The sequence below is a fragment of the Streptomyces himastatinicus ATCC 53653 genome (genome assembly GCF_000158915.1).
Taxonomy (GTDB): Bacteria; Actinomycetota; Actinomycetes; order Streptomycetales; family Streptomycetaceae; genus Streptomyces; species Streptomyces himastatinicus.
Genome location: NZ_GG657754.1, coordinates 1,683,184 through 1,698,586, shown reverse-complemented (window position 1 = coordinate 1,698,586; position 15,403 = coordinate 1,683,184). Strand labels below are relative to the sequence as shown.

The 15,403-nt window shown below is 73.2% G+C and carries 13 protein-coding genes and 1 pseudogene; 5 read left to right on the top strand and 9 right to left on the bottom strand.

Annotated elements, in window-relative coordinates; genetic code table 11:
- Together SSOG_RS06590 and SSOG_RS06585 are read left to right on the top strand one after the other, a co-directional pair.
- Window positions 1-2,003 (top strand): hydantoinase/oxoprolinase family protein (locus SSOG_RS06590; RefSeq protein WP_039936729.1); only part of this gene is annotated, 2,003 nt, incomplete at its 5' end.
- 29 nt (window positions 2,004-2,032) lie between these two features.
- Window positions 2,033-4,252 (top strand): hydantoinase B/oxoprolinase family protein, encoded by a 2,220-nt coding sequence (locus tag SSOG_RS06585; RefSeq protein WP_050799789.1) that lies wholly within the window; start codon window positions 2,033-2,035, stop codon window positions 4,250-4,252.
- Between the two features lie 68 nt (window positions 4,253-4,320).
- Here the strand turns inward: SSOG_RS06585 and SSOG_RS06580 are convergent, their stop codons facing one another.
- The 4 genes from SSOG_RS06580 to SSOG_RS06565 all read right to left on the bottom strand — a co-directional run bounded on the left by SSOG_RS06580 (window position 4,321) and on the right by SSOG_RS06565 (window position 6,951).
- Complete coding sequence (locus SSOG_RS06580; protein WP_009713432.1) at window positions 4,321-5,280, bottom strand: D-alanyl-D-alanine carboxypeptidase family protein; 960 nt, start codon at window positions 5,278-5,280, stop codon at window positions 4,321-4,323.
- Window positions 5,281-5,356: 76 nt separating this feature from the next.
- Window positions 5,357-6,058, bottom strand: coding sequence for an HAD family hydrolase (locus tag SSOG_RS06575; RefSeq protein ID WP_009713431.1), 702 nt, complete (start codon window positions 6,056-6,058; stop codon window positions 5,357-5,359).
- Between the two features lie 51 nt (window positions 6,059-6,109).
- Complete coding sequence (locus tag SSOG_RS06570; protein WP_167542467.1) at window positions 6,110-6,391, bottom strand: hypothetical protein; 282 nt, start codon at window positions 6,389-6,391, stop codon at window positions 6,110-6,112.
- Between the two features lie 56 nt (window positions 6,392-6,447).
- Window positions 6,448-6,951, bottom strand: a complete 504-nt coding sequence (locus tag SSOG_RS06565) for an Lrp/AsnC family transcriptional regulator (protein ID WP_039936728.1) — start codon at window positions 6,949-6,951, stop codon at window positions 6,448-6,450.
- A gap of 252 nt (window positions 6,952-7,203) precedes the next feature.
- Here SSOG_RS06565 and SSOG_RS06560 point away from each other — a divergent pair, with 252 nt between their 5' ends.
- Together SSOG_RS06560 and SSOG_RS06555 are read left to right on the top strand one after the other, a co-directional pair.
- A complete protein-coding gene (locus SSOG_RS06560; RefSeq protein ID WP_039940728.1) occupies window positions 7,204-8,682 on the top strand; it encodes an FUSC family protein in 1,479 nt (492 codons plus the stop codon).
- 134 nt (window positions 8,683-8,816) lie between these two features.
- Window positions 8,817-9,860, top strand: coding sequence for a lactonase family protein (locus SSOG_RS06555; RefSeq protein WP_009713427.1), 1,044 nt, complete (start codon window positions 8,817-8,819; stop codon window positions 9,858-9,860).
- Window positions 9,861-9,956: 96 nt separating this feature from the next.
- Here the strand turns inward: SSOG_RS06555 and SSOG_RS06550 are convergent, their stop codons facing one another.
- From SSOG_RS06550 to SSOG_RS06530, 5 genes are all read right to left on the bottom strand, one after another.
- Window positions 9,957-10,958, bottom strand: coding sequence for a hypothetical protein (locus SSOG_RS06550; RefSeq protein ID WP_078510255.1), 1,002 nt, complete (start codon window positions 10,956-10,958; stop codon window positions 9,957-9,959).
- Window positions 10,959-11,147: 189 nt separating this feature from the next.
- Entirely contained in the window at window positions 11,148-12,272 is a 1,125-nt protein-coding gene (locus SSOG_RS06545; protein WP_009713425.1) for an N-acetylglucosamine kinase, read from the bottom strand.
- Between the two features lie 22 nt (window positions 12,273-12,294).
- The gene (locus tag SSOG_RS06540; protein WP_009713424.1) at window positions 12,295-13,182 is read right to left on the bottom strand and encodes an LURP-one-related family protein; all 888 of its coding nucleotides are present in this window, start codon (window positions 13,180-13,182) and stop codon (window positions 12,295-12,297) included.
- A gap of 39 nt (window positions 13,183-13,221) precedes the next feature.
- Window positions 13,222-13,899, bottom strand: a complete 678-nt coding sequence (locus SSOG_RS06535) for a uracil-DNA glycosylase (RefSeq protein WP_009713423.1) — start codon at window positions 13,897-13,899, stop codon at window positions 13,222-13,224.
- 58 nt (window positions 13,900-13,957) lie between these two features.
- Entirely contained in the window at window positions 13,958-15,049 is a 1,092-nt protein-coding gene (locus tag SSOG_RS06530; RefSeq protein WP_009713422.1) for a WD40/YVTN/BNR-like repeat-containing protein, read from the bottom strand.
- A 229-nt stretch (window positions 15,050-15,278) separates the two neighbouring features.
- Between SSOG_RS06530 and SSOG_RS55715 the strand changes: the two are divergent.
- Window positions 15,279-15,403 (top strand): annotated as a pseudogene (locus SSOG_RS55715) (transcriptional regulator); the annotation flags it as partial.

Here is a 15,403-nt window from a genome sequence, read left to right as displayed (position 1 = left end):
ACCCCGCCGAGGGGGTGCTCAACACTCTGGTCGACGCCGCCGGGGAGCGCGGCGTCGACCTGGCCGAACTGCTCGCGGACGTCGAGATGTTCGCCCACGGCACCACCATCGCCACCAACGCCATGCTCGAAGGCCGCACCAAGAAGGTCGGCCTGATCCAGACCCGCGGCTTCGGCGACACCCTGACGACCATGCGCGGGTTCAAGGGCACCGGACTCGAGGAAGAGGAGATCAAGCGGTTCCGCACGCTGGTGAAGCAGCCCCCGGCCGTGCCCCGTTCACTGACCGAGGAGGTCACCGAGCGCGTCGACTACGCGGGCCGGGTCGTCTGTCCGCTGGACGAGGACGACGTACGGCGCGCCGTGGCGCGGCTGCGGGACGCCGGGGCCGAGGTGTTCGCCGTCTCGCTGCTCTGGTCCTTCGCCAACGACGCGCATGAGCGCAGGGTCGGCGAGATCGTGGCCGAGGAGGTGCCCGGGGCGAGCGTCACCCTGTCGAGTGAGTTCCTGCCGCGGATCGGGGAGTACGAGCGCACCCTGACCACCGCGGTCAACGCGGGCCTGCGCCCGCTGCTGGGGGCGTCGCTGGACAGCTTCGAATCCACCCTGGCCGAGGCGGGCCTGCGGACCGGGCCGCTGCTCATGCAGTCGGGCGGCGGGCTCGCGACCTTCGCGGAGGCGGAGAAGCGCGCGGCCGCGGCCGTGATGTCCGGGCCGGTCGGCGGGGTGGTGGCCTCCCAGTACCTGGGCAGCCGCGACCAGCACCGCAACATCGTCACCACCGATATGGGCGGCACCAGCTTCGACGTCGGGCTGGTGCTGGACGAGCGTCCCGTCATGTCCAACACCACCCTCATCGGCCGCGACCGGCTCGCCCTGCCGTCCGTCGCGGTACGGGCGATCGGCGCCGGGGCCGGTTCCATCGCCTCCGTACGGGGCGGGGTGCTGACCGTCGGGCCCGAGAGCGCCGGAGCCCGTCCCGGACCGGCCTGTTACGGGCGCGGCGGCGAGCGTCCCACGGTCGCCGACGCGGACCTGGTGCTGGGCTACCTCAACCCGGACAACTTCCTCGGCGGGCGGCTCACCCTCGACGTCGAGCGCGCCCGCGCCGCCATCGAGGAGCACATCGCCCGGCCCACCGGTCTGACCGTCGAACAGGCCGCGGAGGGCATCAAGACCATCGTGGACGCCCGGATGGCCGACCTGGTGCGCCAGGTGACGGTGGAACAGGGCTACGACCCGGCCGACTTCGCGGTGTTCGCGTACGGCGGCGCGGGCCCGCTGCACGCCTTCTCCTACGGCGCCGAGCTGGGCTGCCCGCGGATCGTCGTCCCGCTCACCGCCTCCGTCCACTCGGCGTTCGGCATCGGCAGCTCGGACCTGACCATGGTCGAGGAGCTGTCCAAGCCCCTCCAGGCGCCGCCCGGCACCACCGACTACGGGGCCGCCCTGCCGCCGGACGAGATCGAGGCGGCCTTCACCGAGCTTCAGGACAAGGCCGCGCGCGGGCTCGTCGAGGCCGGTGCGGACCGGGAGACGGTGACCTTCACCCGGTCCGTCGAGATCCGGTTCCGGGCCCAGATCCATGTGCTGACCGTCTCCTTCGACGACGGCCCGATCACCGCCGAGGGCGTGAACGCCATGGTCGCGCGGTTCATCGACGCTTACGAGGGCCGGTTCGGCAAGGGCTCGGCGTTCCCCGACGGCGGGGTGGAGATCACCACCTTCCGGGTCGTCGCCGCGAGCCCCGTCCCCCGTGCCGAACTCGAGACCGGACGCCTGCCCCAGGGCGTCGGGTCCGTGGCCGAGCCGGGCAGCAGGCGGGTGTTCAGCGACGGCGAGTGGACCGACGCCACCGTCTACGTCGGCGAGCATCTGCACGACGGGCTGCGCATCGAGGGCCTGGCCATCGTCGAACTGCCGGACACCACCGTCGTCATCGGCTCCGGTCAGGAGGCCGTGGTCGACCGGCTCGGCGGCATCGTCATCCACAACCGCCCGTGAGCAGCGCCGCCCCCGATCAAGGAGCAACGATGAACACCGCCGCACGCGCGACCGCGGCCGCGAACGGGACGGCCGACCCCGTCACCCACGAGGTGATCCGGCACAAGCTCTGGTCCATCAACGCCGAGGGCTCCACCACCGTCGAGCACGTCTCCGGATCCCCGGTCGTCCACGCCACCGACTACAACTTCGGCATCTATACGGCCTCCGGCGAGATGGCCGTCATCGGCACCTATCTGCTGACCCCGGTCTACACGGGCGCGATGGCGATCGAGGAGTTCCAGCGCCGGTACGACGACATCGAGCCCGGTGACGTCTTCATCATCAACGACCCCTACATCGCCGCGATGCACCAGAACGACGTGCAGTTCTGCAGCCCGGTCTTCCGGGACGGCGAACTGGTCGCCTGGCTCGGCTGCATGGCCCACCAGGTCGACCTCGGCGGTATGGACCCGGGCAGCTGGTGTACGACCGCCACCGACGTGTATCAGGAGGGCATCCGGATCCCGCCGGGCCGGATCGTCCGCAAGGGCACCGTCAACCAGGAGCTGTGGGACACCATCGTCGCCAACTCCCGCATGGCCCATACGGTCGCCAACGACTTCCGCGCCTTCCTCGCCGGACTGCGCGTCGCCGAGCGCCGCTTCCACGAGCTGTGCGACCGCTACGGCAGCGACCAGGTGCGCACCACCATGGAACGCACCCTCGACCACAGCGAGGCCGATCTGCGGGCCATGCTGGAGGAGCTGCCGGACGGGGTGTACGAGCACACCTCGTACCTGGACCGCCCGGACGGTTCGGGGAACGACGGCGACCAGGGGATCGAACTGCTGGAGGTCCCCTGCCGGATGGAGAAGACCGGCGACCGGCTGGTCTTCGACTTCTCCGGTTCCAGCCCGCAGAGCCCCGCGTACGGCATGACCACCCGCGGCGGACTGCTCGGCGCCGTGGCCACGCTCATGCTGTGCACCTTCGGCTCGGAGATCCCCTGGAACCACGGCATCATGCGCCCGGTCGAGGTCAAGGCGCCCGACGGGCTGTGCGTCACCGCCGTCGAGCCGATGCCCGTCAGCGGCGGCGCCGCGGGCGCCAACTGGACGGCGACCTGCTCCGCGGGCGGCGCGATCGCCAAAATGCTGAGCTTCTCCGAGCGTTACGAGAGCTTCGCCTTCGGCCCGAGCGACGGATCCTGGCAGCTGAGCCAGTTCGGCGGCGCCGACCAGCACGGGCAGCCGTTCGCCTCGATGTACATGGACTCGCTGATGTGGGGCGGGCCCGCCTTCTCCTTCCGCGACGGCGTGGACGCGGGCGGCGCCATGGTCATCCTCGGCGGCGGCGCGACCGATGTCGAACAGCAGGAGATGCGGCATCCGCTGATGTACCTGTGGCGCCGTCAGGTAGCCGACTCCGGCGGCGCGGGCACCTACCGCGGCGGCAACGGCGTCCAGTTCGCCCTCACCCCGATCGACACCCCTGAGGTGACCGGCGTCCTGGGCACCCATGGCGTCTCGCTGCCCAACCGCACCGGCCTCTTCGGCGGCCTGCCCGGCTCATGCGCCCGCTTCGAACGCGTCACCTCCGCGGCCCCGCTGGACCGGCTGGCGTCCGGGCAGGCCATCACCCGGCTCTCCGAGCTGGACGGCAGCCATGAGACCCTGCCCGGCGTCTCCCCGGCGGCCCGCATCGCCCACGGCGACGTCTTCGAGTGCACCGTCCAGAACGGCGGCGGCTACGGCGACCCGCTGCTGCGCGACCCCGCCCGGGTGGCCGCCGACGTCGAACGCCACGCGGTGACCCCGGAGTCCGCCGCCCGGCTCTACGGAGTCGCCCTGACCCCGGACGGCGGCGTGGACGAGCCCGCGACGGCGGCCCGCCGGGAGCGGATCCGCGAGGACCGCAGGGCCCGTATGACCGCCCCGGCCGCCGGGGCGCCAGCGGCGGCGGGGATCCGTACGGTCACGGGGGAGCCCTCCGGGATCTGGGGCAGCGCCCTCAGCACGTTCCCCGGCCCCGACGGGCCGTCCGCCGCGTGCCGCCACTGCGGAGCCGGACTCGGCAGCCTGTCCGGCGGCTGGGAAGGGCTCGCAGGCCGGGTCACGCTCGGCCCGGACGACCTGGGCCGGGATGTCCGCGTCCACGACGCGCTCACCGTCGTGGCCTACGTCTGCCCGCACTGTGTGACGTCCCTGTGGGTCGACACGGAGCCGGTCGCGGGCAAGCCCTGGCGGGACTTCGCCGCGCGCGCCTGAGCTGCGTACGAGACGCGGGTGCCCCGGCCGGAAGGGATTCCGGCCGGGGCACCGGGCGTTGCGGGTGATCAGTCCTGCGGGGTGCCCGCGGGAAGCTGCCGCCAGGTCACCTTGGTGCGGGTGTTGAACGCCCAGTCGAGCATCTTCTTCGCGTCCGGGTACCGCTTGCTGTCGCCGAGGAGCACCCCGACGACCGTCCGGCCGTTCCGCTTGGCGGCGAACACGATGCACTTCCCGGCGGCGGTGCCGGTACCGGTCTTGATGCCGATGGCGCCGTTGTACGAGCCCAGCAGCTTGTTGCTGCTGTTCCAGTAGTAGGTCCGGGTCCGGCCGTTGGCCGCCGGGGCCTTCTGCTCGGTCCCGACCGACTTGACCACCGTACGGAGGGTGGCGTTGCCGAGCGCGTGCCGCGCCAGCTTCGACAGGTCACGGGCGGTCGTGTAGTTGGCGCCGTGCGTGGAGATGCCGTCGAAGGAGTCGTACTGGGTCTTGGTCATCCCCAGCGCGTCCGCCTTCTTGTTCATCTTGGAGATGAACGACTTGGTGCGCTTCGCCGTGGTGCTCCCGCTGCCGAAGGTGTCGGCGAGGGCCATCGCGGCGTCACAGCCGGACGGCAGCAGCATCCCGTACAGCAGCTGCTTGACCGTGAGCTTGTCGCCCTGCTTCAGGTCCGCGGCGCTGCCGCCGCTGGTCCTGATGTAGTCCAGGTACGCCTTCTTGACGGTGACCTTCTTGTTGAGGTTCACCCCACGCGTGTCCAGCACCACGACCGCCGTCATGAGCTTGGTGATGCTCGCCATCTGGCGTTTGGTGTCCGGGCTCTTGCTCCACAGCTTCTTGTTCGCGCTGTTGTCGAGCAGATACGCGCCCTTGGCGGCGATGCCGGACGGTCCGGCGGCGGCCCGTGCGGCCGGGGCGGCCGGTGCCGCCTGCGCGCTCGCCACCGGTGCGGCGACCGCGAGTGCCGCCGTGGACGCGATGACCGCCGCTCCCCAGCGGCGGACCGCGTTACCCCCATGTCTTCCCATACGCCCTCGCTCTCCTCGGATGATGAATGGGCGCTGGCATCCTCTCACCGGACGAGAAATGATGATGTGTCGGGTCTCAACTGCCGGACGTCACCCACGCGTAGGCCGCCCGCGCGTCGAACTCCCGCTGCCCGCCCCGGAAGATGAGCCCGGCGTGGTCGTACGCCGATCCACCCCCGGCGGCGTGCTCGTCGTACGGGACGGCGACGCAGCGCATCCCGGCCCGCCGCGCCGCCTCCACCCCCGGCCCGGCGTCCTCGATCACCACACAGTCGGCCGGATCGGTGCCCAGCAGCCGCGCGGCAGCCAGGAAGACGTCCGGCTCGGGCTTGCCGCGCCCGATGTCCTCGGCGGAGACGTAGAGCGGCAGCAGCGCGTCAAGCCCGGTGGCGCTCAGCGCCGCCTCGATCGCGGGCCGGGAGGAGCCGGACGCGACGGCGATCGGATGCCCGGCGGAGCGCAGCAGCTCGGCGAACGCCCGCATCTCGGGGAAGACGGTGGTGGAGGTGCGGACCAGCTCCAGGTAGTGGCCGTTCTTGACGGCGAGCAGCTCGTCCACCGGCGCGTCGAGCGCGTACCGCGCGCGCAGGGTCTCCAGGGTCTCGCGGGTGCCGATCCCGATGAACTGGGTGTGCTCCTCCCAGCTGAAGCCGGTGATGCCGTACTGCGCGAGGGTGCGCCGGCCCGCCTCGTAGTAGTTGGGCTCGCTGTCCACGAGCGTGCCGTCGAGGTCGAAGATCACGGAAGGGAGGCGCGGCGCGGAAGTGCTGACGTTCATGGGCACCAGCATGCCGGGTACGGACCGGCGCACCGCACCCGGCATGATCGGCTAGCGCCGGAACTCCGCGTCGGGGCAGCTGTCGGGGTCGTCCTGCTCGAAGAGCACGGGCTCCTGCGGAGTGCCGCTCACCACCAGGCGCTGGTCCTCCGTCGGCACGTCCTCGTCGAGGCTGCCCCCGTCGAAGCTCAGTGCCACTTCGGGGACGCGCTCCCCGTTGGTGGGTAGGCCCCGGGCAGCGGCCTCGGACACCTTGGCGTTGGGCCGCAGACATTCCCCCGACACGGCGTTCAGCACCCCGATGCACCCCACCGGAAACATCAGGCACACCACCCCGATCAGCGTGAATCGGAGCGGGCGCGACCATCCGTGGGCCTCGAACGACGTGATCAAGGCCGACGGCGGGTTCCCGCGGTCTGGCCCACGGCGTCGACCAGCGGCAGCATCCGGTGGCGGACCCGCTCCCTGAGCACCATCTCGGTGCGGGTGCGGACCACCCCCGGCAGCCGGATCAGCCGCTGCACGACGTCCTCCAGATGCCCGTTGTCCCGCGCCACGACCCGGGTCAGCAGATCACCCGCGCCGGTGGTCGAGAACACCTCGATGATCTCCGGCACGGTGGCCAGCGCGTCGCCCACGTCGTCCAGATGACCCTGGGTGACCTCGATGTGCACGAAGGCCAGCACCGGATGGCCGAGGGCGGCGGGGGAGAGCGAAGGGCCGTAGCCGGTGATCACGCCGTCCCGCTCCAGCCGGTCCAGCCGCGCCTGCACGGTGCCGCGGGCGATGCCCAGGATCCGGGCGTACTCGCGCACGCTGGTGCGCGGCTGCTCCAGCAGCAGCCGCAGGATCTTCGCGTCGAGCGCGTCCACCGCGTCCACCGGTGCGGGCATGGGCCATCGGCTCCCTCGTGGTCGGTTTCTTCGCTAGGCGACTGTACCAATGGACCAGCGAAACGGTGATCGCTTGAGCCGATGGTGGCGGGGTGCTTCTCTTGGGGGCAGATGGCGTTGCGCTGGGCTGCGCCGGACGGCAAGGAAGCCGCATCCGGGTCCCCGCAGCGCCTTTGTCATGCCCGGACGGGAAAGGGACAGGTCACAGCGGTGCTGCGGGAGTTTCAGTCGGTGGTGAGGCCGTACGCGGCGATGTTCGCGGCTCCGGACCCGGGGCTGCGGCGGCTGCGGATCTCGGCGCGGGCCGTGCTCGGCGTCGGCTCGGCGGCCGCCGCGGTGGCGTGGGCCGGACTGCCGCTGTCCGCCGCCGTCGTGGGCGGGCTCGCGGCGCTCCTCGCGCTGTTCACGGTGGCGGACCCGACGCCCCGGCGTCAGGCCGTCACCACCGCGCTGCTCCCGGCCGTCGGCCTCCCGGTGCTGGCGCTGGCCGCCGTACTGCACCGGGTTCCGCTCGGGCGCGACGCCGCCTTCCTCGCGGTGGTCTTCTGCGGTGTCGCGGCCCGGCGGTGGGGGCCGCGCGGCAACGCGCTCGGCATCTTCGCGTTCATGATGTTCTTCGCTGCGCAGTTCCTGGAGGCGGGGCCGCGGGAACTGCCCGTACTGGCGGTGGCGGTGCCCATGGGTGTGGCGGTGGCCGCGTTCGTGCGGTTCGGGGTGTGGTGCGTCGAGCGGCGCACCCCCGCGCCGCCCGCCGCCGTGCCCGCGCCGCCCGGTGGGCGGGGCCTGGCCCGGCCCGCCACCCGGCAGGCCTTTCAGGCGGCCGCCGCCTGCGCGTTCGCGCTCGCCGTCGGCCAGGCACTCTCCGGCGAGCGGTGGTACTGGGCCGTCGGCACCGCCTGGTGGATCTTCGTCAACACCGCCTCGCGCGGCGAGACGCTCGTACGCGGCTTCCGCCGGGTCGTCGGCACCGTCAGCGGCATCGCGGCCGGGCTCGCCGTCGCCGTACCGCTGCACGGCGCCCCGGCGCCCACCGCCGTCCTCGTCGCCGCCTGCGTCTTCGGGATCTTCTACACCGCGCCGCTGTCGTACAGCTGGATGGTGTTCTTCGTGACGCTGATGGCCGGGCTGCTGTACGGCCTGCTCGGCGTGCTGCACCCCGGGCTGCTCGCGCTGCGCCTGGAGCAGACCGCCATCGGCGCGGCCGGGGCGGGACTGGCCGTGGCGCTCGTGCTCCCGGTGACCACCCACGCCGCGACCGACGCGTGGATCCGGCGCGCCCTGGAGTCCGTACGGCACTGTGCCGCCGACGCCGCGCGGCGGCTCGCGGGCGACCCGGCCGCGGACCCCGCGCCGCACGTCGCCGAGCTGGAGGCGGCGCTGCGGGGCCTGCGGATGTCGATCGCCCCGCTGCTGCACCCGCTCAGCCCGCTGCGCGCCCGCCGGGCCCGGGCCCGGCAGGTCATGCTCGCGCTCGACGACTGCGCCCGCCAGGCGCGCGGCCTCGCCGCGCTCGCCGCCGACCCGGCCGCGTCCCACGACGTCCGCCTGACCGCGGCGTGCGCGCGGGTGGAGGCGGCGGTGAGCCGTCTGACCGCCCCCGTCGCCCCGTCCGCCGCCGCCCCCGCACCCGCCGCCGGTCCTTCGCCCCACCCGGCCACGGACCGCGCCCTGGCCCATCTGCACGACCTGGAGGCCGCCCTGACGGGCCTCGCGGACCCGCTGCGGGCCTGAGGGGTTCGCCAACCGGTTCCCCCAACCGGGGAGCGCTGACGGCGCGTCAAGCAGGGAATCGGGCATTCCAAGGTCCTGATCCGGAGCGGGCTGTTAGCGTCGGCCGCAAGCGGAACCGCTGGAGAGGCAGCACGGTGAGCACGGAGCAACGGGCGTACAGGGCGTACATCGGGTCGTTCACCGAGGCGGGCGGAGCCGGGATCACCGTCGCGGACGTCGACCGCGCCACGGGCGCGCTGACCCCGCTGTACGCCACGGACGAGGTCGCCAACCCCTCGTACCTCGCGCTCTCACCCGGCGGGGACGTCCTCTACGCGGTGAGCGAGACGGACGACGGCGCGGCCGCCGCCTTCCGGACCGGCGCCGACCCCGCCCGCCCGCTCACCCTCCTCGGCGCCCCCGTGCCCGTCCACGGCGCGGCGCCCACTCATCTCGCGCTCGCCGCCGGGCATCTGCTCACCGCCAACTACGGCTCCGGCAGCGTCAGCGCGCTGCCGGTCGGCGACGACGGCGGGCTCGGGGAGCCGACGGCGGTGCTGCGGCACGAGGGCAGCGGCCCGAACCGCGAGCGGCAGAGCGAGCCGCACGCCCATCAGGTGCTGCCCGATCCGTCCGGCGGCTGGCTGCTGAGCGTCGACCTCGGCGCCGACGCCGTGTGGGTGTACGAGCCCGCAGGGCCGCGGGCGCACCGGAAGGTCCGGCTGCGGGCGGGGAGCGGACCGCGCCATCTGGCGTTCCATCCGCGCGGCGACCGCGCGTACGTGGTCAACGAGCTGGATCCGACGGTCACGGTGTGCCGTTGGGACGCGGCGTCCGGCACCCTCGAACCGCTCCGCGAGACCCGCGTCGTCCCGCCGGGGACGGAAACCGCGACCTTCCCCTCCGAGGCGGTGGTCTCCCCGGACGGCCGCTTCGTCTGGGTCGCCGGCCGCGGTCACGACAGCGTCGCGACGCTCGCCCTCGACACCCCGGGCGACCGCATGGAGCTGGTCACCACCACGCCCTGCGGCGGCCACTGGCCGCGTGACCTGGCGCTCGACCTCTCGGGCAGCCGCCTCTACGTCGCGAACGAACGCTCGGGCGAGGTCACCTGGTTCGCCCTCGACCCCACCACGGGGGTGCCGAGCCGGGACGGTTCGCTCGAGGCACCGGCCGCGTCCTGCGTGATCTTCGGCTGACGGCATATCGCACGGCCCAGGCTTGCGCGGGCCTGCGCGGGGCGGCGTGCCCCGCGCAGCGCAGGCCCTTCGGCTGCCTTCGGCCGGAGGGACGATTCAGCGCAGTCCCGCGGACGCCGGAAGCGTGATGCCCAGCGCCGCCGCGTACTTCGACAGCACCAGCTTGCCCACGGCCGGGTACGCGCCCAGCGCCTCGGCCGCGGCGCAGCCCGCCTCCTCGGCGGCCGCCTTGATCAGCTCGGAGGACACCTCCGGGCCGATGAGGTACGGCGCGAGCGCGAGCCGCGCCGAACCGGCGGAGCGCAGCTGCTCGGCGACGCGGACCACGGCCCCGTCCTCGTCCAGCGCGGCGGCCATCACCGGCACCGCGAGGCGCGCGGAGAGCAGCATGCCGGTGATCCCACCGGCGTCGGCCGCCTCGCCGCCGCCCACGGTGGCCAGGATGATGCCGTCCGCGGCGGTCGCCACCGTGAAGAGGCGCGCCCGGTCGGCGCGGGCGAGGCCCGCCTCCGACAGCCGGACGTGCAGACCCTCCGCGAGCAGCGGGTGCGGGCCGAGGACGTCGGTGAGGTCGGCGGCGGAGCCGCTGTGCACGACGGCCTGGCGTATCCGGCGCAGCAGCGCGTTGTCCGGGCCCGCGAGCAGCGGTACCACCACGGCCGAGGGGCCGTCGGTCGGGACGGGAGGCGGCGGAGGCATCTCCGGGATCTCCTCGCCCGCGGCCTCGGCCGCGGCGATCGCCTCCGCGGTGGCGGCGGCGGTGGCCTTGGCGGCCTCCCGCGCCTGGCGCAGCCGCTCGGTGCGGTCCTGGGCGGCCCGCGCGAGCACGGACTCCAGCTGCGGGAACTCCTCGTTCTCGCCTTCGACGTCCACATAGCCGACCTGGGCGTCGAGGCCGGGCAGCTCGGAGCGGGCGATGCTCACGATCTCCTCGGCCAGGCCCCGGGTGGCGGCTTCAGGGGTCCCCGGAACGGCCAGCACCAGCGGCGGTGCGCCCACGGGTGCGGCCGCGGGCTCCGGGCGGCGGTGCCGTCCGGACTGGCGGGGACGCGGCATTCGTACTGGCAGGCCGGACGCGGGCCCTGTGGGGGAGCTCATGGCGCCGCATGTTAGTCGCTCTATAGGGTTGGCTGTTCGGGAGGGGTGCGACTGGGCGTTTTCTGTCCCCTTTTGCCGAGCCTTGCTGTTCGTTGCTGTGCGGTGGGCGAACAGAGCTGCTCGTACAGCCGATAGGGTGTTCGTCATCCGGAACCGCCGTTCCGGCTATCGGTCGTGACGGTCGTCACCTCATGCGGTGATGACGCTCAGCAGCCCGGCGTCCAGCGGCAGCCGCAGCTCCCCGGCGGCGAGCGCCGCCGCGATGCGCAGGGCGCCGTCCAGCGGGTCCCCGGCCGCCTCGGTGACCCGGATCCCCGGCAGCCGCGCGGCCAACTCGGCACGCAGGGGCGTCAGCAGGGGTGCGCCCATGCGGAAGAGGCCGCCGGTCAGCGCGACCTCACCGGACTCCAGCCGGGGGCAGACCGCCTCCGCGGCCTGGGCGATATGGCGGGCGGCGTCCCGCAGGATCGCCTCCGCGACCGGATCGCCCGCGGCGGCGCACCGGCCGGCCTCCGGCGCGAAGGAGGCCAGGACGGCGGGCCGGTCGGGCCGCGGATAGAGCTTGCCCGGGAGTTCGGCGGCCGGGCCGAAGACCGCTTCCAGCCGGGCCAGCAGCGGCTGCGAGCCGCCCTCGCGACCGTCGTACGCGCGCATCGCGGCCTCCAGACCGGCCCGCCCGATCCACGCCCCGCCGCCGCAGTCGCCCAGCAGATGCCCCCAGCCGTCGGCCCGCCGCCACCCGGGCGCGCGGTCGCCGGGCACGCGCTGTCCGGCCGCAGGCTCCCCGGGCGTACGGCCCCCGGGCGTACGGTCGCCAGCCGTGCCGTCGCCGGGGCGGCCCGGGGCGCCCGTGCGGTCACCCGCCGCGCCCCCGGCCGGAGTCACCGGTACCGGCAGCGGCACCGCGCCCAGCGCGATCAGGCCGGTGCCCGCGGCGACCACGGCGCCGGGCCGCTGGCCGAGCGCCCCGGCATAGCCGGTGACCGCGTCCGCGGCGAGCGCGAGGCGGCGTACCCCGAACTCCTCCGCGAACGCGCCCGGCAGCGTCGCCCGCAGATCGTCGCCGAGGGAAGCCATCCCCGCGGCGCCCACGCAGACGGCCGCCGGGCGCCGCGCCCCGGCCCGGCGCAGCAGTTCATGGGCGGCGGGCAGCACCCGCTCCAGCAGCCCGGCCGCGTCGATGCCCCGGTCGCCGACCCCGACGGGGGTGGCCGATGCCCAGGTCAGCGGCGTCTCTGCGGCGCCGCCGAGCTGGGCTCCGGCGCACGCCACGGCCACCCGTACGCCCGATCCGCCCGAGTCGATCCCGAGCACATGTGTCGCATCGTCCACCGGCTCAGCCGAACCCGCGCGAGTCCTGCTTGAGCGCGGTGTCCACGGTCAGGGCGGTGGCCACCACGAGGCTCAGCAGCGGGTCGGGAAGCTGACGGTGGATCTGGAGGACATAGTTGTCCGCCGTCGTGAACATGGTCTTCGCCAGACCTTCCCAGGTCTTGGTGATCCGGGCGATCTCGGTGTCGGTGTGGTCGACGATGGCGAAGTTCCAGGCGCGCCAGTTCTCCGCCTTGATGGCGCCGATCTGCTGGCCGTTGACCTGTATCCCGAAGTTGATCTTGCCGATGGCGTTCTGCTGGACGATCTCGCCGACCGGCTGGCCGTCCGGGCGCTCCACCAGCACCTTGGACTTGATGAACTTGGCGGGCCGGGTGAGCACCAGATGCGGCTGCCCGGCCGCGTCCCTGATCTCCAGCTTGTGCGTCATGAACTGGTCGAGGCTCGACACGAACCGCGCGACCTTCTTGAGCGTGCTCTGACCGACCTGGACCACTGACCCGATGGCGCGGCCGTGCTGGTCGAACACGCCGTACTCATTGGTCAGCTCGATCAGCTTGGCCTTCTGGTTCACCACCAGCACCGGCTCGGTGAACAGCGTGCCGCCGCCGCCCGCGCCCGGGGCGACGTGCGCCTGCTGCTGCACCTGGTGCTGGACCTTGCCCGGGTTGGCGTGCGGCTGGGCGGCCTGCTGCGGTGGGAGCTGGCCCGGCTGCTGCCCGGGGTGGCCCTGGTGCTGTCCGGGGTGGCCCGGCTGCTGTCCGGGGTGCGCGGGCTGCTGCCCCGGATGGGTGTGCTCGGTCCACTGGGCGCCGTCCCACCAGCGCAGCTGGTTGGGGGTGCCCTGCGGGTCGGCGTACCAGCCCGCAGGGGTGTTCGGATGAGTCGTCATGGCGGGCAGACTACCCCTCGCCCACCTGGAAAGAAGCGCTCAGGGAAGGCGCCAGTCGACGGGTTGCGCTCCCTGCTGTACGAGCAGGTCGTTGGCCCGGCTGAATGGGCGCGAACCGAAGAATCCCCGGTCGGCCGACATGGGGGAGGGGTGCGCGGACTCGACCGAGGGAAGCGGCCCCAGCAGCGGACGGACGTTGCGCGCGTCGCGGCCCCACAGGATGGACACCAGCGGACGGCCGCGCGCGGCGAGCGCCCGGATGGCCTGCTCGGTGACCTCCTCCCAGCCCTTGCCGCGGTGTGCCGCGGGGCGGCGCGGGGCCGTGGTGAGTGCCTTGTTGAGCAGCAGCACGCCCTGCTGCGTCCAGGGCGTGAGATCGCCGTTGGACGGGCGCGGCAGACCGAGGTCGGTGTGCAGCTCGCGGTAGATGTTCTCCAGGCTGCCGGGCAGCGGCCGCACCTCCGGTGCCACCGAGAAGCTCAGGCCCACCGCATGACCGGGCGTCGGATACGGATCCTGACCCACGATGAGGATCTTCACCTCGTCGAAGGGCTGCTGGAAGGCGCGCAGCACATTCGGTCCGGCGGGCAGATAGGTGCGGCCCGCCGCGATCTCGGCCCGCAGGAAGTCGCCCATCGCCGCGATGCGCTCTTCCACCGGCTCAAGTGCCTTGGCCCAGCCCGGTTCCACAATTTCGTTCAACGGTCGTGCAGCCACACCGCGTCACTCTAGTGGCTCAGCACGTGGCCGCGTGCCGTCTCACCCGGTCACGGTCTCATCCGATCACCGCCGCTCGCACACAGAGCACATCGGGAAGGTACCGGGCGATCTGCCGCCAGCTCTCGCCCTCGTCCGCGCTCGCGTACACCTCCCCGTTGCGATTGCCGAAGTACACCCCGACCGGGTCCGCGTCATCCGTACGGAGCGCGTCCCGCAGCACCACCCCGTAGTGCGGCTCGCCCGGCAGCCCGGCGGACCGCTCCTCCCAGGACGCGCCCGCGTCCTGGGTGCGGAAGACCCGGCAGCGGTACTCCGGCGGATAGCGGTCCGAGCCGTCGGACACCGGGAAGAGGTAGGCGACTCCGCCGCGCCGCGGATGGGCGGCGATCGCGAACCCGAAGTCGGCGGGCAGCCCCTTGCCGATCTCCTGCCAGTGCGCCCCGCGGTCGTCGCTGCGGTACACCCCGCCGTGGTTCTGGAGATACAGCCGGTCGGGATCGGTCGCGTCCTGCGCGATCTTGTGCACGCACTGCCCGAACTCGGGGTACTGATCGGGCAGGAACTCCGCCCTGAGCCCGCTGTTCGACGGCGCCCAGCTCGCCCCGCCGTCCGCCGACCGGTACACCCCGCCCGACGACACGGCCACCGTCACCGCGTCGGCGTCCCGCGGATCGGTGACCACCGTGTGCACCGCCTGGCCGCCGAACCCCGCGCCCCACTCGGGCCGCTGCGGGTGGTCCCACAGGCTCCGGACGAACTCGAAGGTCTCGCCGCCGTCCTCGGAGCGGAACAGCGCGCCCGGCTGGGTGCCCGCGTAGACCACGTCGGGCGCGGCGGGCCCGGCCGGATGCAGCTGCCACACCCGCTCCAGCGAGGTGTCGGTCCCCTCAGGGAACCGCACCGCCGGGCGGGCCGGTTCGTGCCAGCTCTCCCCGAGGTCGTCGGAGCGGAAGACCGACGGGCCCCAGTGGGAGCTGTCCGCTCCGGCCAGCAGCCGCGGCGTGCCGGAGCGTCGGGTGTCGATGCCGACGGAGTACACCGCCTGCATGGGGAAGTGCGGCCCGGTGAAATCCCAGTCCGGGCCGGAGCGGCGGCGGCCGAGGAAGAGACCCTTGCGGGTGCCGACGGCGAGCAGAACATCGTCCATGACGGACTCACTCCTTGGGGGCGTAGGGAGGGGAGAGGGGGACAGAAGAGTGACGAAGGATGTGTCCGGCATCACAGAGTCTGCACCCCACCACCGACAACGGCCCGTGGAAGCGGCTTCCCGCAGGTGGGAGCGGGTGTGTCCGGACGCTGTCGTACGGCGGATGTCAAACTACGAGGAGCTTCGTACGATGGTGGGTCCCGGAACGACGCGACGAGGAGAGGCAGTCGTGCAGACGCAGACCACACCTCAGGCGCAGGGGACGGGCCGTTCGCTGGAGCATCCGCGGCGTGAGGACATCCGGCTGGAGGACGTGCTGCACGCGCTGTCGGACCCCATGCGGCTGCGGGTCGT